Genomic DNA, 21592 nt, shown 5'->3' on the forward strand with positions numbered 1-21592 from the left:
GAGGTCACCCACAATGAACATCCCACAGTTACAAATCCAAACAACACCAGCTAAGCTAGGGCTGCAAATCGATAAACCGATACAGGAAATTGAACAACCTAAAGCGACACAAAATATCGAACAACCAGCCGCCATCCTAGAAATGTCTACGACGCGTCCGCGGCTATCATTGGATTCAACTGAAAACCGAGCGGATATCGATTTGAAAAGCACGCTAAGACGCAGTGCGGAAAATGCTCAATATGGTATGCAAAAAGCTTTGGAAGGAGCAGGAAGGCGCGCACAAGAAGGCCAGCAACTAATGAAAATCGAAAACGGGGCCAGCCTAGCGGACGTCATCAAACAAAGCACCGACCGACCACAAGCCGACATCAACGTCCGCTTTGTTGGTGACCGGACAAAACTACAAATGAGCTTCTCACCCGGCTCACTGGACACCAATGTAAGAACCCAAAAGCCGATAGTAGATGCACAAATAAACCGTCCGATCCATAACTACACCCAAGGAAAAGTATCCCGTGTAATGGAACAATACAACTCCATCGACATCGACTGGAAAGTCTAAAACTAGTATCCAAACAATGATAAAAGGAGCAACCAACATGCAAATCCAAACGAAATTCCACGGCTCTGTCCATATAGAACCCACCGAAACCTGGCACTTCCCAAAAGGTCTGCCAGGATTCGAAGAAGAAACCAAATTCGCCCTATTACCAATAGAAGGAAACACAGCATTCCAAGTACTCCAATCAACAAAAAATACAAATACAGCCTTCATCGTAGCCAATCCATACACCATAGTCGACAACTACTCATTCGAAATCGACGAACCGACTATTGACTTACTAGAAATTACAAAACCAGAAGACATCATGGTACTAGGCATCCTATCCATGAAACAACCATTTGAACAATCAACCATAAACCTTCAAGCACCATTAATTTTCCAACTGCACAACAAAACAGCAAAACAAATGATCCTGAACGATACCCATTTCGAAGTCAGACACTCAATCGGCAAAGGAGGAAATTAACATGCTCGTCCTTTCACGCAAGACAAACGACACCATTAAAATCTCAGACAACATCGAAATCCGCATTCTTGAAATAAAGGGTGACACAGTACGTATCGGGATTGAAGCACCAAAGTCAGTCGACATCCTACGTGGAGAGCTAGTCCAATCCATCACTGAAACCAACAGCGAAGCCATCACCCTGGACGCCAACCTGTTTACCACCCTACTCAAAAAAGACTAACCACCAACCAACAGCCCACCAGGCTTCCGTCACAATTCACCGTAATTCGTGAATTGTGACGGCACTTGGCATCCCGGCATCACAAGAATCCCCCACGTCTATCAACCAACCGCCATAACTCCTACACATTTAAAAACAATCGAAAAAAATTTCATAAACTACTAAACACTTCACCCGGCCATCCGATATTAGTAGTGTAAGCGGGAGAAAGAGTTCGGCCGGCTCCAGACACCGCCACAAAAACCCGGGTCACATGGACGTGAACCCAACAAACACTCAAGGAGGAAATTAAAATGATTATCAATCACAACATTGCAGCACTTAATACACACCGTCAACTAGGTTCAAACAACACGGCAGCTTCTAAAAACTTGGAGAAACTATCTTCTGGTTTGAAGATCAACCGTGCTGGAGATGATGCAGCTGGTCTAGCTATTTCTGAAAAAATGCGTGGTCAAATCCGCGGTTTGGACATGGCTCAAAAGAACTCACAAGATGCGATTTCTTTGATTCAAACAGCCGAAGGTGCTTTGAACGAAACACATGATATTCTTCAACGTATGCGTGAATTAGCAGTTCAGTCTTCGAACGATACAAATACAGATGGAGATAGAGGCGAGTTGCAAAAAGAGCTCAAGCAATTAACAGACGAAGTTGATCGTATTGCTAACACAACACAGTTTAACACTAAAACTTTAATGTCAGGAGGCCTATCAGGTACGGATAAAGGTCTGAAGTTCCAGGTTGGAGCTAATTCTGGACAAACTGTTTCCTTAGAGTTTGCTAACATGAAAGCTTCTGGTATTGGAGTCTCAGGTTTATCAATTGAAAAGCAATCAGGTGCAGAGAAGGCTATTACTAAGATTCAATCCGGCATTGACAAAGTTTCCGCAGAGCGTTCTAAGCTAGGTGCAATGCAAAACCGTTTAGAACACACAATTAACAACCTAGGAACTTCTTCCGAAAACTTAACAGCTGCAGAATCACGTATTAGAGACGTCGATATGGCGAAAGAGATGATGGACTTCACAAAGAACAACATCTTAACTCAAGCAGCACAAGCAATGTTGGCTCAAGCACAACAGTCATCTCAAGGAGTTTTACAACTTCTTCGATAATGTTGTACGGGCGTCTTATCTGGCAACGGATAAGATCATCACTGGGTGAATTGCTGGAACCTCCTGAGAGCTCTTCTTCCACAGCGGAACTGGAAACGGTAAACGCGACGGCCTGAAAAAGAAGAGATTGGACAATCAGCAGCGAAGCCCCTGTCGGGAAACCGTGGGGAACGTTCAACGACTAGGATATACCGTCTAAGGCAGCCGCTATGACGATGAAATCCGTAGGGTGTTACCAACTGTAACATTCGAAGTGCCCAGCCCCTTGTAGTATGAGGGTGAAGATATAGTCTATTCCATGATCGAAAGACATGGCGGCAAAGCAAGCCAACCAACAACCACAAGGCGTACTTCAATTGCTACGTTAATTTGGTTAAAAAGACACGATCTGATAACTCGGATCGTGTCTTTTGAAATTTATGGCAAGGAGGATTATAAATGAATGTTGAAAAGCAAATTTTAGTGGGACAGTTTAAACAATGGAATTACTCCGTCCACACAAAATATATAACTCCACGACGTTGCAGGCTAGATTTGAAATATATATTGAGTATTGAAGAGTTAGCGAGAGAAATAACTATAACAGCTGTAGATTCTGAAATAACAGAGGGGAAAGTGGAATCATTAATCAACAATTTAAATAATATTCTAGAGCTTGGCAATTGGATGATTGCCACTGAATTTGCTAGAAAAGTTATAAACAAAATTGATGTTTATTCCGTCGGCTCTACAAAATCAGATGTGATTTTGTAGCTTTGATTTACCAACAGATAACTAAAACTAGGTATTAACCTAGTTTCGTGTTATAATCTCCTGGACAGTAGGACGTGGACGTTTTTTTCATAGAGATTTAGAAGAGGTCGCTTTAGGTGGTAAAAAGGTGTTGGAGCATGAATCTTTAGCACCTATTCTCCCTTTATAAACATCTTTTTCGTCTTAGTTCCTTCAGTTTATACACAACCGACCAATAAGACCTGCCTAATTCATCTGCAATCATCTGGTCGGCAACTTTTGTATTCTTCAAGATAATCATTCGCTCGATTTCCTCCTTGGTATAAGCCTTAAATCTTCCAGATGAACTGATGACAATCTTTATAACCTTCCTGTATTTCACGTGTAATGACTCTGTCTTCAATGTTATATTTTCTTCCAAGTTGGTCTTGTATCTCATGCAGTCTATTTCTTTCACATACGAAGCAATCACATTAAACAAATACTGTACATCCTGTTCCTTATTCAGCTTTAATAGATATTGGTGGCCGTCCGGATGGCCTGACAATACATAGTTGGTCCCAAATGTTTTATTCACATGATCTGCAAGCAACTGACAAGCTGCCGTCATCCAGATAAAGTGCTGCCAAAAATACAGGGTGTGTACAGCGAGTGAGAAACGCTTGGTCCAGTGTCTTACGTCCGCTTGGGTATAGAATTTCACGCAGCTGTGATAATTTCCACTCACGATATCCCCGCTGGCCTTCTCCGAAATGTTCTTGATAATAACAGTTAACACTCCGAGCTGCCCCTATGCTTATATAACCGTCGCCGAGCAGGCTGCCGAACAGAAGCTGCTCCTGATAGTGCGACGGTTCGAATGGTGAGATGCTGTTTTCAAACCATTTAGATCTGTCAGTTAAAAGCTGCCGTTTCAATCCTTCCTTATATAAATCATATTTCTTGATGTGATGTTTTTTACCAGAGTACGAACTTGGCTGATAGTGAGATTGACAGCGTCAGCTATAATTTTGTAGGAGTAGTGGGAAAATGCTGTTTGATATAGGAAATGGTTTCATCACTTGGCATAGTGAGATCCTCCTTCTCAGATTAAAGTAAACCACATATAGGAACGTATGTTTTTTATCATAGCATTAGCATGGCAATTGACGTAATGATATCTATATCTTGCTGAATCAGTTATTCCAACAATACCATCTTCAAAGCTCTTCCTTCAAAATACTGATTTTCCGCCGATATATACTATATAAATATGTTACACTTTACATAAAACTATCAACTGGAGGCGTTCTCCGTGGAACTGATTTTTCAACAGCAGACGACCACTCTCGACAATGCAACTGCTGAAAATATTATTGAACAAATTAACAACTTATTGGCGAAAGATTATTATTTAAGTCATTTTATCGCAGACGGGGCAGAAGTCTATGAAGATCATGAAAACTATCTGAATGAACATGCTGAGAAAATTGAAAAGCTAGAAATTATTGCGAAGACAGTTAAGGAATTTGTAAATGATCTGCTTCTTTCTGCTGAAGAATATACACAGCGCGCAATCCCGGAACTGGCGCCGTTAGCAGAAGCTTTCTATGATAATCCACAACCTGAAACATGGACGACTCTTGATCAGCTGCTTGGCGGACTTCAATGGATCAATGAAATGCTGATGACCATCGGAAAAAGCATGGCGGTACCGTCGAATTGGCAAGGATATATTACTATTTCCAACAAATTGCAGGAAGATATTTTGAGTTTGGCCGAAGCTATAGAGAATGAAGATAATGTATTGATCGGGGATATCATTCAATATGAATTGTTGCCGAACTTTGAGGGATTAGAAAAAGAAATACAGTTGACTATGGACAATGAGGGTTTGCGCCATGATCTTAATTGATAATCGCAATGTGCTGCGTTTTAAAGACCGGGAACTATTGCAGCGTCTTTCTAAGTGGGATGACCAGCCGGCGAGCGGGACGGTGTTCTCTGAACCGGCAAGAACTGGGGCACTTACAATAAAAGTACTGCATGACGGTAAGCCTCTCTACTTGCAAAGTAAATACGACCCGCAGAAAGAAGCGCAGCGATTTGCCGGGAAATTTGATGGGGAAGTCATTAAACATGTACTCTTTGCGGGCATAGGCACCGGCGCGCATATCGAAGCGTTCATGGAAAAGCACCCTAATGCGAAGTTTTCTATTTATGAACCAAACGAAGAATTACTGCATATGTATTTATCGAACTTTCGTCTTGACGAACTGCCCATTCGGCAGTTAGAAAAGATTTTCACTGGAACTAAAGAAGAAACAGTAATGTTTGAGGTCCAGCAACTTCTGGCGGCATCTAATAATGTCCTAAAGATTATTACACTGCCTGTCTATGAAAAGATTTATGGAGAACAAATTCAAATCATCTTCCAAAAAGCCCTTGAATCAGTGAAAGACAGACACAGCGTTCTTGCAACTAATGTCGCTTTTCAAAAGCGATGGACCATTAACTCCATAAAGAACTTCCCTACTGTTTTACAAACGCCGAATATCTTGCGTGACATTAATCGGAGCGCTTTTGAAGGGAAGCCTGCAATCATTGTTGCTGCCGGGCCTTCGTTGAATGAAGAGTTTGAGAATCTGAGGTATATTAAGGAACATGGTTTAGCTTATATCTTTTCAGTTGGTTCTGCGATTAATGCGTTGATTGAGCAGGGGATTTATCCGGATGTGGCTTGTACGTATGACCCATCTGAGAGAAATCAGAAAGTATTTGAAAAATTAAAAGAAAAGAATATACCTGAAATACCTTTGATTTTCGGCAGTTCCGTGGGATTTGAAACATTAGAGAATTATCCAGGAAGCATGTTCCATATGATCACCAGTCAAGATTCAGTTTCACCTAAACTATTAGATACAGCTCAATCTATTGATATTGTTTTCGACGCTCCATCTATTGCAGTAGTAACATTGCAATTATTAGCCAAGCTAGGTGCAAACCCTGTTATTTTAGCGGGACAAAACTTAGGTTATCTTCAAAATCACCGGTATGCAAAAGGCATTCGCTATGATTTTGTGGAAAATGAACTTAACGAGGAAGAGCAGGAAAAATCTTTAAAAATTAAAGATGTGGAAGGAAATGAAATTGAGTCAAGTGACGACTTTAACCGTATGCGCAGTCAGCTTGAAATGTATATCGCATCTAATCCTTCTGTAAAAGTTATTAATACAACTAAGAAAGGCGCACATATAGAGGGCGCTGAGTATATGGTTCTAAAAGAGGTTATTGAAACATTTTTTTCTGAAAAGCAGGTTATAGATTTTTTTAGTTCAGTTACCAATTGTTATGACGTAACATTCATAAAAAAACGTTCCGCACTTTTAGCTGATATGGCTAGTTCAATTCGAAAAGAAATACAAATTCTTTTAAATGAACTTGAACAAATTCAACTTGCAAAAGAGCAAAGACGTTTTCGTAACATAGAAAAGCAATTTGCGGCTTTTGACCAACTATTCAACCGCCTGAAACAAAACGAATATTATCAGGGTTTCCTAGAACCGCTTGTGCGGGTGCAAAATGAAGAACTTTCTTTAAAAGTCAAAGATATACGTTATGAAGAAAATGTTGAGAAAAAAGCTAATACAGTTGTCAATTCTTTCGGCCGCTACTTGCACGAAGTGGCTATTCATCATGATTTTGTTCTGCCGTATTTTGAAGAGATGAAGTCTGAGATCGACTCTATGAATGGAGAAGATACTATATGAAAAATAAAGTATTAGTCACTGGAGCTGATGGTTTCATCGGCTCTCATTTAACAGAAGAATTAATTCGAAGTGGATATGATGTCAGAGCTTTTGTTTATTATAATTCTTTCAACTCATGGGGATGGCTAGATACCTTGTCTTCAGAGGTAAAGAAGGAATTAGACGTATTTACAGGTGATATCCGTGATCCGTATGGTGTCAAAGAAGCAATGAAGGACTGCACACATGTGTTGAATCTAGCAGCACTCATAGCGATTCCTTACTCCTATCATTCGCCTGATACATACGTAGATACGAATATCAAAGGAACGCTTAATGTAGTGCAGGCAGCCCGTGAGTTGGGAATGGAGAAAGTTGTGCACACTTCTACAAGTGAAGTTTATGGAACAGCACAATATGTACCGATAGATGAAAATCATCCATTACAGGGACAGTCTCCTTATTCAGCTACGAAGATTGCAGCAGATCAAATGGCCTTGTCTTTCAATAAGTCGTTCGATCTCCCGGTTGCTGTTATTCGTCCGTTCAATACATACGGACCGCGACAGTCAGCTAGAGCCGTCATTCCGACAATTATCGGACAGCTCGCAGCAGGACAGACAAGCATCAAATTAGGTGCTGTCAGTCCAACACGTGATTTCAATTATGTAAAAGATACAGTGAATGGATTTATTTCTGTTATGAATAGCAGCCGTTCCGTTGGAGAAGTTATTAATATCGGTTCCAACTATGAAGTTTCTATCGGAGAGACTGCTGAAATCATTGCAGAGTTAATGAATGTTGATTTGCACATCGAAACAGATGAACAACGGCTGCGTCCAAGTAAAAGTGAAGTGGAACGGCTGTGGGCGGATAATCGTAAAGCTAAAGAATTACTTGGGTGGGAACCTATCTACGGTGGCAAAGAGGGCTTCAGACTAGGCTTGAAGGAAACGATTGATTGGTTTACTAATCCTCAAAATTTAGCCACTTACAAAACGGATGTGTATAACATATGAATGATCAATGGATTGAATTTGCCGATCAAATTAAGAGAATGTACGGTAAAAATATTGTTCCGTTGCATGAACCAACTTTTGATGAAACAGAAATCAAGTATGTAACCGATTGTGTTCAATCAGGATGGGTATCTTCTGTCGGAAGCTATGTTGATCGTTTTGAACGAGATCTTGCCGAGTATACTGGCGTGAAGAGGGCGGTTGCTGTTGTAAACGGGACTTCAGCTCTGCATATCTCCTTGAAGATAGCAGGGGTACAGGCTAATGAAGAGGTATTCATGCCGTCTTTAACTTTCATTGCGACCGCCAATGCAGTCAGTTACCTGCAGGCTATACCTCATTTTGTAGATGTTAATGAAAGTACTCTTGGGTTGGATCCTCAAAAGTTGGAGGAGCATATTAAAGATATCGGAGAAATAAAAAATCGGCAACTATTTAATAAGCAAACAGGGCGACTCATTCGTGCAGTCGTTCCTATGCATACATTCGGCCATCCTGTTGATTTGGATCTTTTACTTGAAGTATGTGAAAAATACCATCTTGTTTTGGTGGAAGATGCGGCAGAATCTTTAGGTTCCTATTATAAAGGGAAACATACAGGCGGATTTGGTCTTGCATCCGCATTAAGTTTTAATGGAAATAAAATCATCACGACTGGCGGAGGCGGAGCGATTCTTACGAATGACGACCAGTTGGCTGACTATGCAAAGCATCTGACAACTACGGCAAAAGTACCGCATAAATGGGAATATGTTCACGATGAAATTGGTTACAACCATCGGATGCCAAATATAAATGCTGCATTGGGTTGCGCACAATTAGAAAAAATTGAGGGGTTTATCCAGTCTAAAAGAGATTTGGTCAATGAGTATCAAAGACTGACCAAAGATATGCTAGGAGTTAAGTTATTTACCGAGTGCGACTATGCTAAAAGTAATTACTGGTTGCAGGCACTTTTTATTGATCCTGAACAATATAAGTTAGATGAAATTCTTGCGCAGCTCAACGGTGAAGACGTAATAGCTAGACCGATTTGGACTCCTTTGCATCTATTACCAATATATGAAACAAGTCCGAAAAGCAATTTGGATATTACTGTTTCAATTAAGAGGAATTTAATAAACGTTCCATCTAATCCTTTACGAAAGGGTGTATGAGTGTGAATAGGAAAAAAGTTTGTGTGGTTACTGGTACACGAGCGGAGTATGGTTTGCTATATTGGCTTATGAAAGAAATTCAAGATGATCATGAATTAGATATGCAGTTGATTGTAACAGGTATGCATCTATCTCCAGAGTTTGGATTGACTTACGAACAGATTGAAGAAGATGGTTTTGTAGTTAATGAAAAGATAGAAATGCTCCTATCGTCTGACACGTCTGTAGGCGTGATCAAGTCAATTGGCTTGGCCACAATTGGTTTTGCTGAAGCTCTTGAACGTCTGCAACCTGATATGGTAATGGTATTGGGAGACCGATTTGAAATATTGTCGGCAGCTCAGTCGGCACTTATACATAATATACCGATAATCCATTTACATGGAGGAGAACTGACCTATGGTGCTTACGATGATGCCATCCGTCATTCTGTTACAAAAATGGCAACTTGGCATTTTGTCAGCACAGAAATACATAGGAAACGCGTAATTCAAATGGGGGAAAACCCGGATCGCGTTTGGAATGTTGGTGCGTTGGGAATAGAAGGTATATTAAAAGCTTCATTATTGGATAAGGTTGAATTGTATAAAGAGCTTTCTATCTCTAGTACAAAGCCATTCTTTCTAATAACATTTCACCCTGAGACGAATGGATGTATAAACGGCATAACACCGCTTTTAAATGTCTTAAATAATTTTAATGAGTTTAACTTGCTGTTCACTAAATCAAATGCAGATAATGGCGGGAGAAAGATTAATAAGTTAATCGAGGATTTTATTGCAGAAAGAAGCAATGCCTATCTATTCGATTCTTTAGGTCAATTAAAATACTTGAGCGCTGCCAAGCATGCTGCTGCAGTGATTGGTAATTCATCTAGCGGACTAATCGAAGTTCCATACTTGAATACCCCCACTGTGAACTGTGGTGAACGTCAGTCGGGAAGAGAACGTCCTTCCTCAGTTATTCAGGCTGAACTGAATGAGGAGTCAATTTACAGGGCTATACAAGAAGCGATTAATTACTCAGGATCTTATGAAACAATATTTGGAGATGGACAAGTCTCCGAGAAAATCGTAAGCGAAATTAAAAGTTTTCCGAAAGAACCTATCCGAAAGGAGTTCTTTGACTTATGAATGATCAGATATATATCATCGCCGAAGCAGGCGTCAATCATAATGGATCTATACTATTGGCCAAACAATTAATAGACACCGCTAAACACGCGGGCGCAAATGCAGTGAAATTCCAGACGTATAAAACTGAAAACTTGGTCACGAAGGAAGCGCAGCAGGCTGATTATCAAGTGGATAATATCGGAGAGAAAACATCGCAGTTTGAAATGTTGAAAAGTTTGGAGCTTACTTACGATGAATTCAGGGAATTGAAAGAGTACTGTGATCAGAAGTCCATTACATTCTTATCGACACCTTTTGATTTTGAGAGTGTCGATTTTTTGCTTGATGAGATGGACATGCAACAAGTGAAAATTCCATCTGGTGAATTAACAAACAGCCCTTTATTGCATTATATAGCAACGAAGCGGCGTTCGATCATTCTATCAACAGGCATGGCCACGTTGAGCCAAATTCATGAAGCTTTGTCATTCATCGCATACGGCCTTGCTTTGCCAAATCATAATGTTGAAGTAGAAGCAGTCAAAGAATTTTATTCGACAGAATCGGCAAAAGAAGTATTAAAGAAGTATGTAACGGTTTTACATTGCACAACTGTCTATCCGGCGCCGCCTGAATCGGTGAATTTGCGTGCTATGAATCAAATGCGTAAAGAATTACATTTGCCAATTGGTTTTTCGGATCATACGACAGGGATCTCCATACCTATAGCGGCCGTATCTATAGGAGCAGTAGTTATTGAAAAACATTTTACACTTGATCGAAAACTGCCCGGACCTGACCATGCAGCTTCGCTGGAACCGAGTGAATTAGGCAAAATGGTTAGTGAAATTCGACGTGTTGAAAAAGCAATGGGCAACGGCATGAAGGAACCTTCTTCTATTGAGTTGGCAAATCAGCATGCAGTTCGGAAAAGCTTAGTTGCCACTACTACTATTACTGAAGGTGAGCTATTCACTCATTCAAATATTACAATTAAGCGCCCTGGCAATGGGATGTCGCCAAACAGCTATTGGTTGTTACTAGGACGACCGGCTAATAAATCATATGAAAAGGATGATTTGTTGGATGAATAAGCCGGTGATTATCTTAGGAGATGGCGGACATGCGTCTGTCTTGGCTGAAATCCTTCTTTTAGAACAAAGAAATGTTTTGGGCTATACTTCTCCCGAGCCAAATAAAGTCTTTTTCAGTCTGAATTACTTAGGAGCGGATGAGGCAATCCGAGCATTCGATCCAAGTGAAGTTGAGCTGGTATTGGGGTTAGGATCAGTTAACTTGCCATATGTAAGATCGACTATATTTCAACACTTTAAAATGCTAGGATACACATTTGTTACTGTAATTCATCCATCTGCCATAATTGCCCCTTCTGCTAAAGTCGAAGAGGGGTGTCAAATTATGGCTGGATCTATCATGCAGACGAATAGTGTGATAGAAGAAAATGTAATTCTAAATACAGGTACAAAGGTAGACCATGATTGTTCAATAGGCTGTCACTCTCACATCGCTCCAGGCGTCACGATTTCAGGAGGCGTACAAATTGGTGACACTACCCACATAGGTACAGGAGCAACAATTATACAAGGGATCAAGATCGGAAGCCATGTGTTGATAGGTGCAGGCTCAGTCGTGATAAATGATATAGCAGACGGCAAGACCGTGTATGGAGTGCCGGCAAAGGAGGCGAAGCAATGAGTACCTGGAAAGATGTATTGCTAACACCCGACACATCTATCATTCAAGCAATGAAATTGATTGACGAGACGACCATGCAATTTGCAGCAGTCGTCGAGGTGAACGGCAGGTTATTAGGAACTGTGACGGATGGAGATATCCGGAGGGGGATTCTGAAAGGGCTTGCTTTAGACTCGTCTATTGATGAAGTGATGAATCAATCCCCACATGTTGTGCAACAAGGTAAGCATCCGTCGGCATATAGGAGATATATGAAACAATATGGGATTAAACAGCTGCCAGTAGTAGATGAAAAGGGAAATTTACTGCGGATTATATTCTCTGATGAATTAAAAAGATCTTTAAGGAAAGACAATAAAGTTGTTTTGATGGCAGGTGGTCTCGGAACACGGCTCCGTCCGTTAACAGAGTCTATCCCAAAACCTATGCTAAACGTGGGAAATAAGCCAATACTTGAAACGATAATAGAAGGCTTCAAAAATTATGGATTTGAGCAATTCATTTTAACTGTGAATTATAAAAAAGAAATCGTAAAAGATTATTTTCAGGACGGTTCACATCTTGGTGTGAATATAGGATATATCGAAGAAGATAAACGTCTTGGGACAGCTGGGGCTTTGTCTCTTTTAGCTGAAATACCGGATCAACCGATTTTCGTTATGAATGGGGATTTATTGACAAAGATTAATTTTGAACAACTCTTGGATTTTCATTTGGAAGCCGAATCTAAGGCTACAATGTGTGTTAGAGAGTATGAATATCAAATACCATATGGCGTAATTGAGACAGAAAACGACAGATTGTTATCTATTGTGGAAAAACCTGTTCATAAAAGTTTTGTGAACGCAGGTGTTTATGTATTGAACTCGGAAGCACTAGAGTACATACCACGCGATGCATTTTTTGACATGCCACAATTATTTGGAAGTCTTATGAGAGAGCGGCAAAACGTTTGTGCATTTCCATTGAGGGAATATTGGCTAGATATCGGACGAATGGCAGATTTTGAGAAAGCTAATGGGGATTATGGAGAGATATTCTATGATTAATGACAAAAAAGTGCTGGCAGTCATCACTGCAAGAGGGGGTTCAAAAGGTGTCCCTGGGAAGAATATAAAAAATTTGGCGGAGAAGCCCTTAATTGCATGGACAATTGAAGAAGCGCAAAGATCACAATATATTGACCGATTGATACTTTCCTCTGAAGATAGAGAAATCATAGAAACTGCGAAAAAATACGGTTGTGACGTGCCATTTGTCAGACCAGATGAACTAGCACAAGACACAACTCGTGGTATTGAACCCATCTTGCATGCATTACAAGAAGTGGAAGGCTATGATTATGTTGTATTATTGCAGCCTACTTCTCCGTTACGAATAGCTGAAGACATTGATCGAACCATTGAAATTATGATAGAAGAATCTGCCCCGGCATGCGTAAGCGTAACAGAAACACAAGAGTCACCATATTGGATGTATAGGATAGAAGACAATCAACAGTTGCAACCTCTTCTATCTCAGTCAGATTTATCGAAGCGAAGACAAGATTTACCTTCAGTTTTTGTACTGAATGGCGCGGTTTATGTAGCTGAGGTTGAATGGCTAAAAAATACGAAATCCTTTTTAACAGATTTAACCGTTGCTTATAAGATGCCTAAAGAACGTTCTTATGATATTGATACTGAGATGGATTTTAAAGCTTGTGAGTGGATGTTGGGTTGACTTGTTTAACGTAGGATATTTACAGGAGAGAAAAGGGTAAGAATGAAAATATAGTAATTTAAACACTAATGTCGCATTAAAATAAAATCTTACATTACTTAGTTCAGAATAACTTTGAAATAATCTTTTCCATAAAAAAGTCCTTTATAATAGGATGGAAGTAGTAATCCATACAAATCCAAAATAAAGGGCAATCTTTTGGATAAGATTACACGAAAAACTGCATTTGAGTAATGACTATAATCAATTTCCAATGAATTATTTACGGAACAGTTCCAACTCCATTGTCTTGTCTACTATACTAAGGAGTTGCATATGGCTTCGTTTATGAACTTATTCTTCTATGCACAGCTTCATGAAACGGAAACGTCAGTGACAGCGTATTTTACTAAGAACAACAGGAAGCTACGAACTTTGATTCCAACAGCTTCTCGCAGCCCGGCAGGAGATTGCGCCAGGTACTGACGGAATTCTTTCAGGTCATTTTTCTCGACTTGGTCGCACAGATTTATGATGCTACCGATTCCCAGACGCGACGCAAGCGAATGACTCCACTGAAAATTATCGATTCCAGTACATTGCCTTTGAATTTGATTAACCACCTACGGGCGACGTTTCGAAAACCAAGTTCGGTAATCAAGCTTCCCCTGCGACTTGTGCTCTTTGGAAAGGGCTGGTGCCTTCCTGACCAGGCGGTTTTGACAAGCGCCAAGGATCATTGATCGCGGTCAGCTAGAAGTGCTAGTCGGCGATAAGGAATGCATGTATGTGCTCGACCGCAGTGGTCCGTTCACTCGAGCACTTCGAACTGCGGGAAGACACTGTCGTGTTGTCCGATGAAATGGTTGTCATCGGCACGTCCCGCAATAGGTCGGAGAATCTGTTCCATATATTGAAAGTGTTAGGTTCCATAGGCAATTAACTGAACCTGGTCACGACCGATTTGATTTGTCTGCAGATGAAATCGCGGAACTATATAAGTCTCGTTGGGCCATTGAACTGTTCTTCTAACGGATGAAACAATATTTGAACAGCAAAAAATTCTTCGCACAAAACCAGCAAGGCATGCACAATCAAGTGTATATTGCGATGATTGTATATTGCCCGAAAGTCCTTGCCCAGCTGCGGACTGGAAGTAAGCGAACGTTCTTGCAGATCATCTGCTATTTGAAAGCTTCTTTATGGAAGCCCGCATATATCTGGCTTCGAAAAATCGAAGGAACAAGCATGCCATAACGTGGGCGATCAGTTTCTGTCACAGTAGACAAAAGTTATAGTGGGAAAATGGATCTATACTGTCTCTGATCTGGTGTCTTCATTTTTTACTTGAAAGCCAAAAAGAGAGGTCGGAATATTTTAAACCTATTTATGCGACATTAGTGTAATTTAAAATTACTCATAGAATAACGGAGTGCAGTGCTAATATTACTGTTTGTCAAACAACTCTTGCTCGTATTGATTTGATAACACTAATCTGTTGCTTCTGTGCTCTCTGTCTAGATAATATAATATTTTATTCTATGTCTAATAAATTTGAATTCTAGGAAGTTTCTTCTTATCGTTCGACTATTTACTCCAATTTATTGGTTGAAGAAAAGGGCAAGGAATTAGTGACGTTTAAAAGGAGACTATGATGGCAGGAAATCAAAGTATAACAATACCTGCGCATCCTAATATATATAATGGTTCAACAGGCCGGGATCTTCGAATTGATTTTTCAATTCCAAATTCAGGAATGTCAGATGAAACAGGAATATTAATTTTGGTTCCTGGTTTCGGTGCCCATATTGAATCAAAGGTATATAAAAAAATGCGTGATGTATTTGCAGATAAATATAACCTTGTAACAGTACAATGTTCATTTTTCGGAGATGAATTTATGCAAGGGGCAGACAACTTTAATCTAAAAAACGGAATGGTGGAAGTGGAGAGGCATCTGAATGTCGATGGGTTAGAAGCGCTTCAGAGAAATCCATCTGATTTATTGAATTTACTTTCAACGAAATCTCTGAGGCTTCCAGTAATGGCAAAGCTTGTTGAAACAAATGATAATTTTAATGATATGGGATTTATGCAGGCTATTGACATTGTGACAGCGCTAGAGACGATTAAAACCATTTTAAAGGAAAATGGATTGCCTTTTAATGAAAGAAAAGTTATTGGTTATGGACATTCTCATGGGGCACACCTATTACATTTAAGTAACCGATTGGCCCCACACTTATTTTCATACATCGTCGACAATTCGGCTTGGATTGAGCCGGTCTACTTATCGGCTAATCGATGTTTATATCAGCAATATGGCTCCATGCTTCTTCAAATTGAATTTGATTATCTTGCAAAAGAGGTTGTTACAGACAAAAAAGCACTAAGTCTCAATACGCTTTACGATAACTTTAATAATCATGCTAAGATGATTGTTTTTCAAGGAACAAATGACAGTTTAATCGATTACCGGTTAAAAGAAAAAGTTGTTTCGAAAATAGAAAACTCCATATTTGTGTTAGTTGATGTAAAAGATATAGATAATCAAATATTCAAATCTAATATGCATGGCTTGGATGCCGATTTCCTCAATATGTTTGAATGGGCTCTTGAAAAAATGGGTGATTATGAAAATGAGCAAACGATGAAGAGAATCGATGAAATCCAACTTTCCAATACAAAGATTACTGTGAATTATAATCATGGGTTACCGGTGTTTGTGCTAGAACTGTGAGGTAAAATGAAAGCATGGACAATTATGAGTGAAGTTGCGATTTTAATGCTAACAGTTATTATCATTTCATAAGCTCAAGCTCTCGATGTTCCCTAAATTTAGACACTGTTGTGAGCAACGTGAGCAATCAACTCAATACTCCGACACAAAGAAGGATATATTCAATCCGTAGGCTTGTCTGCCGCTGATTCATAAGAATGGAAACGGAAAGGACATTTTGGCATGATTCAAAAACTTAATTGTGGGCATTGGTGCGTATTTCGCGAGTAAGGCGGCAGCAGAAGTGCTGGTGAAGACGGTCGCTGCGGAAGAGAAGGGACACAATGTATACATAAAGCTATTCGATCCAATCCATCCCGTATCAGAAAAGATTCCGGACGACGGCATGCCGCGATGATTACGAGAACATATGCAATACACAACTATAGTTGCGGAATCCCGTATCCGCCGTGGATTATGTCTTAGCTGCCTAAGCAACAACAGACACAGTCGTCCTGACTGGTGACGGTCAGAGAGTACGGCCGGGTGAATTGCTGGAAACCCCTGAAACTTTTCTTGCCACAACGTAACTGGAAACGGTAAGCGTGACGGCTCAAAAAAAGAAGAGATTGGGCAATCAGCAGCCAAGCTCCTGTCTCGAAAGAGTGGAGAAGGTTCAACGACTAGGATAGACCATCTAAGGCGCAAGCTACGATGATGAAATCCATAGGAGACGCAGGACTGAGTAACTTGCCGATCCGAAGTGCCCGGCCCCTACCCGAAAGTGGAGGGTGAAGATATAGTCTAGTCATTAGTGAAAGCTAATGTTCGCACGATGGCGAAAGAGATGATGGACTTTACGAAGAACAACATCTTAACTCAAGCAGCACAAGCAATGTTGGCTCAAGCACACAGTCACCGCAAGGAGTATTACAACTTCTTCGATAATGTTGTACGGGCGTCTAACCGGGTAACTGGTTAGAGCATCACTGGGTGAATTGCTGGAACCTCCTGAGAGCTCTTCTGCCACAGCGGAACTGGAAACGGTAAACGCGACGGCTTGAAAAAGAAGAGATTGGACAATCAGCAGCGAGGCCCCTGTCGGGAAACCGTGGGGAACGTTCAACGACTAGGATATACCGTTTAAGGCAACCGCTACGACGATGAAATCCGTAGGGTGTTACGAGTCGTAACATTCGAAGTGCCCAGCCCCTTGTAGTATAAGGGTGAAGATATAGTCTGACCTCGTTTAGAAATAACGGGACAAGTCGCAAGCAAACCAGCAGCCTCAAGGCGTTCTTCAGTTGTTACGTTAATATTAAAGACCCTAGATTTTCTAGGGTCTTTTTTACCTTTTAAGCCCCGAATGAGAATTTACTCCGATATAAGTTATCAAGTAAAGCAAAAAAACTGACTGTAAATGAAACTGCTTTGAATTGACCTAATTGCGGAAAACTTCATGTATTTAATAGAGAGCCAAATAGCGATATTCCAAATTAGAAAGATAAATACATTTACTATATATTTTATGTTGGAGGTAACTAACTATGGTTCGAGAAAATAAAAGGAAGATCGGACAATTTATCAAAAAAGAAAAGAAAATTACATCTACATTGGGGATAATTGATGTAAAAGAAAAAATTGGCGAGGGCGGGAATGCCATTGTATATAACGCCCAGTTCGGAAAGAGTCAGGTGGCATTAAAAGTTTTAGCAGAGGAAAATGGCTCCTCAAAGTACAATAGATTAATTACTGAATTTAGAGAAATCGTTCAGCTAGCAGAAACAAGAGCTGTCGTACCAATTTATTACTTCGGGCATTTGGAGATTGATGGTACACAGTTTCCATACATTTTAATGAAAAAATACCCTCGTACTTTAAAAAAATGGAAAGAAGGAAAAGAGTTTTCGACCTTTAGTGAGATAAATGGAACTTTCGAAAAGCTTCTAAATGCCATATCTGTTATTCATAAGAATAACATCGTTCATAGAGATTTGAAACCTGAGAATATATTGATTGGTGATAATGATGAAATAGTTTTAGCTGACTTTGGAATTTCCTGGTTTGACCCTGAGTTTTACGAAAGATTTGTACATACAAGGAAAAGTGATAGGATGGCAAACTACGATTTTTCAGCGCCTGAACAATTTGAAAAAGATAGTCAACCCCACCCAACGATGGATATATTCGCGTTAGGTCAAATTATTACATGGTTAATAACTGGTGGGGTAGCAAGAGGTAGTAGGACACCCTTAACTGCAGTTGATAAGTCTTTTGTGGTTATTGAATCAGTAATTAACAAAATGCTCAGTCGTTCACCTGTAGACCGACCGCAATCCATTGAAGAGGTGCGGAATATAGTGAGCAAGATTTTACAAGAAGTAAAAGAAGAATCTAACGCGCAAAAAGAGATAAACAGAGTTATCGGGGAATTAAGGGAATTCAATGACGTTTTATTATTTTGTTTCCCTGGAAAAAGGGGATTTATTGAAACAAATAACCCGAAAAAAATAAATAATATAATGACACGGATAAACAACTTAATAGGAGAAGTGGATTTATGGTGGACTCAGGGCTTTAGCAATAGCTCCATTAACAGAAGAATTTACAAAATTTACGAAGATACATGGGTTATGGATAGTATGGAAATGAAAATTGAAAAAGTATGGGCATTGAAAAACTCCTATTCCCTTGATCACCAATTTTTACTCATTAAGACGAAGCCTATGCCTCATTTTGGAATTTACGCAGAAGTAGGGGGTGTGCAATGGGAAGAGGCTGCATGGTATAAGGATAGATATATAACGAGGGAAGAGTATGATGATGGCGTTGCCGATATAGATGGGGAAAGTGTTTTGCTAGACTGAGATGAGCAAATCCGTATTAGGAATATGGAATCGGAATATTATTTTATAGCTACTCAGTCTCATCCTATACTTTTATCGAAAAACGACGTAGTCGTTGAAGAAGTTTATAAGAAGTTGTTAAGCTTCGGTACATTAGACGATGAGGACATAATTAAAATTAAACGATTGCACAGGCATAGCATTTCAATAATGATGAATTAGTATACTTGGTTTGGGGTGCCTATTACACAATTCAGACACTAGTCTGAATTGCATACATAACCTATCTACCTCTATACAGAAATGATGAATTTCACCCCGACAATGGGATGTCAGGTATAGCCACAATTCGCAAAAGGCGTGCGTATGTTGGCTATAAATTACGTACCAGATTCCCACAAAATTTGGACACTGATCTGGATTATATTCATTTCATACTCTAAAACAATAATCAACCAGTTGGCTTACAGTCACCCCGGTTTGTAAATCAGGTACCTGGTCCCCAACCAATTCAAACACAATACTAGTTTGTATACATGGTGGAAAGTACCAGACCCCCCACAATTGTTGAATTAGAAGTTGCAAAGGCATCAGATGGCAATTCGTACTTTAATGAATCATTTGGATGGTTTGCGCTTTCTAATCGGGAGTAGAAATTGTAGTTCTTTTTTCATGATTTGTCCTATTCACTCTTCCTATTTCATATTGTTTATAAAATAGAGGAAATGAGGAGAGTAAATTGGATAAGGTCAAGAGTAATTCGGATTTACTATTTTCTACTGTCGGATTAGTGGTCATCCTATTTTTGTTGATAGCTGCTGATAAATTACTTGGACCAATTAAAGACAGACTAGATCATGAAATTGCAGGTGAAAAATTCAATAATTTTTTTCAGGCTTTAGGAAACATTATAAAAGCGGCTTTTGTCAAACCCGTTATAGCAGTAGATCATACGTATAATCAATTTACCAATTTGTTTGCACCAATGCTGTTAGTAATACTAGCATTTATCATCGCAGTTACTGTCTGTATCGTTTTGTGTAAGTCCCTGTTGCAAAAAGAGGATGCGTTCCTCAATAAGATCATTGTTGGTATCTGGATTGTGATATTCCTTGGGCTGATTTATTTTATTGCTCGCGTTGGTTGGTATCTCATCGCCCTTAATTTCAAAGTTATGCTAGTCTCCGCCTTGGCAATTCTTATTGTCGGGTCAATCTTTACTGTCGGGGTAAAAGGAAGAAAAACTAACGCTTTATCCTAGTTGCTGGATAAAAGCAAAACCCCGCACAATTATAAAATCCCTTCACGTCGCAGTCTCCTCAACTTATAAACAACCGACCAATAAGACCTGCCTAATTCATCTGCAATCACCTGGTCGGCAATATTTGCTTTCTTCAAAACAACCATCCGCTCGATCTCTTCCTGCGTATATGCCTTAAATCTTTCAGATGAACTAACGACAATTTTTACATCCTTCCCGAATTTCTCCTGTAATGACTCTGTTTTCAATGAAATGTTTTCCTTCAAGTCGTTCTTATATCTCATACAGTCAATTTCTTTCACATATGGACCAATCGTATACAGTAAATGTCGTACTTCCTGTTCCTTGTTCAGCTTCAATAGACTTTGATGGCCGTCCGGATGACCTGACAATACAAAGCTAGTTCCGAACGTTTTATTCAGATGATCCGCCAGCAACTGATTCTCTTGCCGTGTGAAATTCAGTGTATACAGCATAATACTCGGCATGCAGTAAACGGTCCGGTTGCGTTCATTATACCGGAATGAAACCGTCAGGCTGCCGTCATCCATATAGAGCGCAGCTAGAAAAACGGGGTGGATACAACGGGCAAGAAATGCCTCATCCAGTGTCTTGTGACTGCCCGGATATAGGGCATGACGTAATTGCTTAAAATACGGATGGCTCGCTGAACGTAGATAATTGCCGTTAATGTTAAATGGCAGGCCGCTTAGCTGTGCTAGTTTCCATTCACGATACTCACGCTGATCTTCTCCGAAATGCTCCTGATAATGACAGTTTACGCTCCTGGCCGCGCCTGTACTGATATAGCCGTCACCGAGCAGACTGCCGAGTAGAAGTTGTTCCTGATAGTGCGAAGGCTTAAAAGGGGATAGGCTACTCTCAAACCATCTGCGCCTGTCAGTGACAAGTTGCCGTTTCAATTCTTCTTTATATAATTCACATTTCTTGATATTATGCTTTTTTGCCAAGGTACGAACTTGGCTGATGGTAAGATTAACAGCTTCCGCTACAACTTCTGTTGGGGTAGTAGGAAAATGTTGTCTGATATAAGTAATAGTTTGATCATTCGGCATAGCGAAAATCCTCCCTTTTTAGATTAGAAGAATATCCCTGGAAAAGAACGTTTGTTTTCATTATAGCATGCTCCTGCTGAGTGCCGATATATTATTTGTGTACTTTAGTGGAAAATGCTAGGTCTCCACACAATTATTTTGAAAACC

Annotated in this window: 19 protein-coding genes and 2 pseudogenes; 19 read left to right on the forward strand and 2 right to left on the reverse strand. The window is 39.9% G+C overall.

Going from position 1 to position 21592, the window contains the following annotated elements:
• Positions 1 to 13 precede the first annotated feature (13 nt).
• From B5D59_RS06055 to B5D59_RS06075, 5 genes are all read left to right on the forward strand, one after another.
• Positions 14 to 565: a DUF6470 family protein gene (locus tag B5D59_RS06055; RefSeq protein WP_078817256.1), complete on the forward strand. Its 552-nt coding sequence runs from the start codon at positions 14 to 16 to the stop codon at positions 563 to 565.
• Between the two features lie 37 nt (positions 566 to 602).
• Positions 603 to 1034 carry a flagellar assembly protein FliW gene (gene fliW, locus B5D59_RS06060; RefSeq protein WP_078817257.1) on the forward strand — a complete coding sequence of 144 codons (432 nt, stop codon included), beginning with the start codon at positions 603 to 605 and terminating at the stop codon, positions 1032 to 1034.
• A 1-nt stretch (position 1035) separates the two neighbouring features.
• Positions 1036 to 1257: a carbon storage regulator CsrA gene (gene csrA, locus B5D59_RS06065; RefSeq protein WP_078817258.1), complete on the forward strand. Its 222-nt coding sequence runs from the start codon at positions 1036 to 1038 to the stop codon at positions 1255 to 1257.
• A gap of 293 nt (positions 1258 to 1550) precedes the next feature.
• Positions 1551 to 2375 carry a flagellin N-terminal helical domain-containing protein gene (locus B5D59_RS06070; RefSeq protein WP_078817259.1) on the forward strand — a complete coding sequence of 275 codons (825 nt, stop codon included), beginning with the start codon at positions 1551 to 1553 and terminating at the stop codon, positions 2373 to 2375.
• 438 nt (positions 2376 to 2813) lie between these two features.
• Complete coding sequence (locus B5D59_RS06075; RefSeq protein WP_078817260.1) at positions 2814 to 3128, forward strand: hypothetical protein; 315 nt, start codon at positions 2814 to 2816, stop codon at positions 3126 to 3128.
• Positions 3129 to 3291: 163 nt separating this feature from the next.
• On the opposite strand, the gene B5D59_RS06080 is transcribed toward B5D59_RS06075, so the two are convergent.
• Entirely contained in the window at positions 3292 to 3885 is a 594-nt protein-coding gene (locus B5D59_RS06080) for a hypothetical protein (RefSeq protein ID WP_078817261.1), read from the reverse strand.
• A gap of 516 nt (positions 3886 to 4401) precedes the next feature.
• On the opposite strand from B5D59_RS06080, the gene B5D59_RS06085 reads away from it, so the two are divergent.
• The 14 genes and pseudogenes from B5D59_RS06085 to B5D59_RS06150 all read left to right on the forward strand — a co-directional run bounded on the left by B5D59_RS06085 (position 4402) and on the right by B5D59_RS06150 (position 20369).
• Entirely contained in the window at positions 4402 to 5001 is a 600-nt protein-coding gene (locus B5D59_RS06085; RefSeq protein WP_078817262.1) for a DUF8042 domain-containing protein, read from the forward strand.
• Positions 4988 to 6856 (forward strand): motility associated factor glycosyltransferase family protein, encoded by a 1869-nt coding sequence (locus tag B5D59_RS06090; RefSeq protein ID WP_176132515.1) that lies wholly within the window; start codon positions 4988 to 4990, stop codon positions 6854 to 6856. Before B5D59_RS06085 ends, B5D59_RS06090 begins: the two co-directional genes overlap by 14 nt.
• On the forward strand, positions 6853 to 7854 hold the full coding sequence (locus tag B5D59_RS06095; protein ID WP_078817264.1) for an NAD-dependent 4,6-dehydratase LegB: 1002 nt from the start codon (positions 6853 to 6855) through the stop codon (positions 7852 to 7854). Before B5D59_RS06090 ends, B5D59_RS06095 begins: the two co-directional genes overlap by 4 nt.
• On the forward strand, positions 7851 to 9011 hold the full coding sequence (locus B5D59_RS06100) for a LegC family aminotransferase (protein ID WP_078817265.1): 1161 nt from the start codon (positions 7851 to 7853) through the stop codon (positions 9009 to 9011). Before B5D59_RS06095 ends, B5D59_RS06100 begins: the two co-directional genes overlap by 4 nt.
• Positions 9008 to 10144, forward strand: coding sequence for a UDP-N-acetylglucosamine 2-epimerase (gene neuC, locus B5D59_RS06105; RefSeq protein WP_078817266.1), 1137 nt, complete (start codon positions 9008 to 9010; stop codon positions 10142 to 10144). The genes B5D59_RS06100 and neuC overlap by 4 nt, the downstream gene beginning before the upstream one ends.
• The gene (gene neuB, locus B5D59_RS06110; RefSeq protein WP_078817267.1) at positions 10141 to 11220 is read left to right on the forward strand and encodes an N-acetylneuraminate synthase; all 1080 of its coding nucleotides are present in this window, start codon (positions 10141 to 10143) and stop codon (positions 11218 to 11220) included. Before neuC ends, neuB begins: the two co-directional genes overlap by 4 nt.
• On the forward strand, positions 11213 to 11842 hold the full coding sequence (locus tag B5D59_RS06115; RefSeq protein ID WP_078817268.1) for an acetyltransferase: 630 nt from the start codon (positions 11213 to 11215) through the stop codon (positions 11840 to 11842). Before neuB ends, B5D59_RS06115 begins: the two co-directional genes overlap by 8 nt.
• Positions 11839 to 12891 carry a nucleotidyltransferase family protein gene (locus B5D59_RS06120; protein ID WP_078817269.1) on the forward strand — a complete coding sequence of 351 codons (1053 nt, stop codon included), beginning with the start codon at positions 11839 to 11841 and terminating at the stop codon, positions 12889 to 12891. The genes B5D59_RS06115 and B5D59_RS06120 overlap by 4 nt, the downstream gene beginning before the upstream one ends.
• On the forward strand, positions 12884 to 13564 hold the full coding sequence (locus B5D59_RS06125) for an acylneuraminate cytidylyltransferase family protein (RefSeq protein ID WP_078817270.1): 681 nt from the start codon (positions 12884 to 12886) through the stop codon (positions 13562 to 13564). The genes B5D59_RS06120 and B5D59_RS06125 overlap by 8 nt, the downstream gene beginning before the upstream one ends.
• Before the next feature lie 246 nt (positions 13565 to 13810).
• Positions 13811 to 14800, forward strand: a pseudogene (locus B5D59_RS06130) (transposase).
• A gap of 397 nt (positions 14801 to 15197) precedes the next feature.
• Complete coding sequence (locus B5D59_RS06135) at positions 15198 to 16283, forward strand: DUF2920 family protein (protein WP_078817271.1); 1086 nt, start codon at positions 15198 to 15200, stop codon at positions 16281 to 16283.
• Between the two features lie 814 nt (positions 16284 to 17097).
• Positions 17098 to 17210, forward strand: a pseudogene (locus B5D59_RS06140) (flagellin); the annotation flags it as partial.
• Between the two features lie 599 nt (positions 17211 to 17809).
• Positions 17810 to 19129 carry a serine/threonine-protein kinase gene (locus B5D59_RS06145; protein WP_078817272.1) on the forward strand — a complete coding sequence of 440 codons (1320 nt, stop codon included), beginning with the start codon at positions 17810 to 17812 and terminating at the stop codon, positions 19127 to 19129.
• 718 nt (positions 19130 to 19847) lie between these two features.
• Positions 19848 to 20369, forward strand: coding sequence for a hypothetical protein (locus B5D59_RS06150; RefSeq protein WP_078817273.1), 522 nt, complete (start codon positions 19848 to 19850; stop codon positions 20367 to 20369).
• A gap of 29 nt (positions 20370 to 20398) precedes the next feature.
• Here the strand turns inward: B5D59_RS06150 and B5D59_RS06155 are convergent, their stop codons facing one another.
• Positions 20399 to 21445, reverse strand: a complete 1047-nt coding sequence (locus tag B5D59_RS06155; RefSeq protein WP_078817274.1) for a hypothetical protein — start codon at positions 21443 to 21445, stop codon at positions 20399 to 20401.
• Positions 21446 to 21592: the final 147 nt, after the last annotated feature.

Origin of the sequence: Sporosarcina newyorkensis (assembly GCF_900167515.1) — a bacterium.
Taxonomy (GTDB): Bacteria; Bacillota; Bacilli; order Bacillales_A; family Planococcaceae; genus Sporosarcina; species Sporosarcina newyorkensis.

Excerpts from the sequence above, each read along its gene's own strand:
- B5D59_RS06055 (WP_078817256.1), top strand. The coding sequence starts at position 14 with ATGAACATCCCACAGTTACAAATCCAAACAACACCAGCTAAGCTAGGG.
- fliW (WP_078817257.1), top strand. The coding sequence starts at position 603 with ATGCAAATCCAAACGAAATTCCACGGCTCTGTCCATATAGAACCCACC.
- csrA (WP_078817258.1), top strand. The coding sequence starts at position 1,036 with ATGCTCGTCCTTTCACGCAAGACAAACGACACCATTAAAATCTCAGAC.
- B5D59_RS06070 (WP_078817259.1), top strand. The coding sequence starts at position 1,551 with ATGATTATCAATCACAACATTGCAGCACTTAATACACACCGTCAACTA.
- B5D59_RS06075 (WP_078817260.1), top strand. The coding sequence starts at position 2,814 with ATGAATGTTGAAAAGCAAATTTTAGTGGGACAGTTTAAACAATGGAAT.
- B5D59_RS06090 (WP_176132515.1), top strand. The coding sequence starts at position 4,988 with ATGATCTTAATTGATAATCGCAATGTGCTGCGTTTTAAAGACCGGGAA.
- B5D59_RS06095 (WP_078817264.1), top strand. The coding sequence starts at position 6,853 with ATGAAAAATAAAGTATTAGTCACTGGAGCTGATGGTTTCATCGGCTCT.
- B5D59_RS06100 (WP_078817265.1), top strand. The coding sequence starts at position 7,851 with ATGAATGATCAATGGATTGAATTTGCCGATCAAATTAAGAGAATGTAC.
- neuC (WP_078817266.1), top strand. The coding sequence starts at position 9,008 with ATGAGTGTGAATAGGAAAAAAGTTTGTGTGGTTACTGGTACACGAGCG.
- neuB (WP_078817267.1), top strand. The coding sequence starts at position 10,141 with ATGAATGATCAGATATATATCATCGCCGAAGCAGGCGTCAATCATAAT.
- B5D59_RS06115 (WP_078817268.1), top strand. The coding sequence starts at position 11,213 with ATGAATAAGCCGGTGATTATCTTAGGAGATGGCGGACATGCGTCTGTC.
- B5D59_RS06120 (WP_078817269.1), top strand. The coding sequence starts at position 11,839 with ATGAGTACCTGGAAAGATGTATTGCTAACACCCGACACATCTATCATT.
- B5D59_RS06125 (WP_078817270.1), top strand. The coding sequence starts at position 12,884 with ATGATTAATGACAAAAAAGTGCTGGCAGTCATCACTGCAAGAGGGGGT.
- B5D59_RS06135 (WP_078817271.1), top strand. The coding sequence starts at position 15,198 with ATGGCAGGAAATCAAAGTATAACAATACCTGCGCATCCTAATATATAT.
- B5D59_RS06145 (WP_078817272.1), top strand. The coding sequence starts at position 17,810 with ATGGTTCGAGAAAATAAAAGGAAGATCGGACAATTTATCAAAAAAGAA.
- B5D59_RS06155 (WP_078817274.1), bottom strand. The coding sequence starts at position 21,445 with ATGCCGAATGATCAAACTATTACTTATATCAGACAACATTTTCCTACT.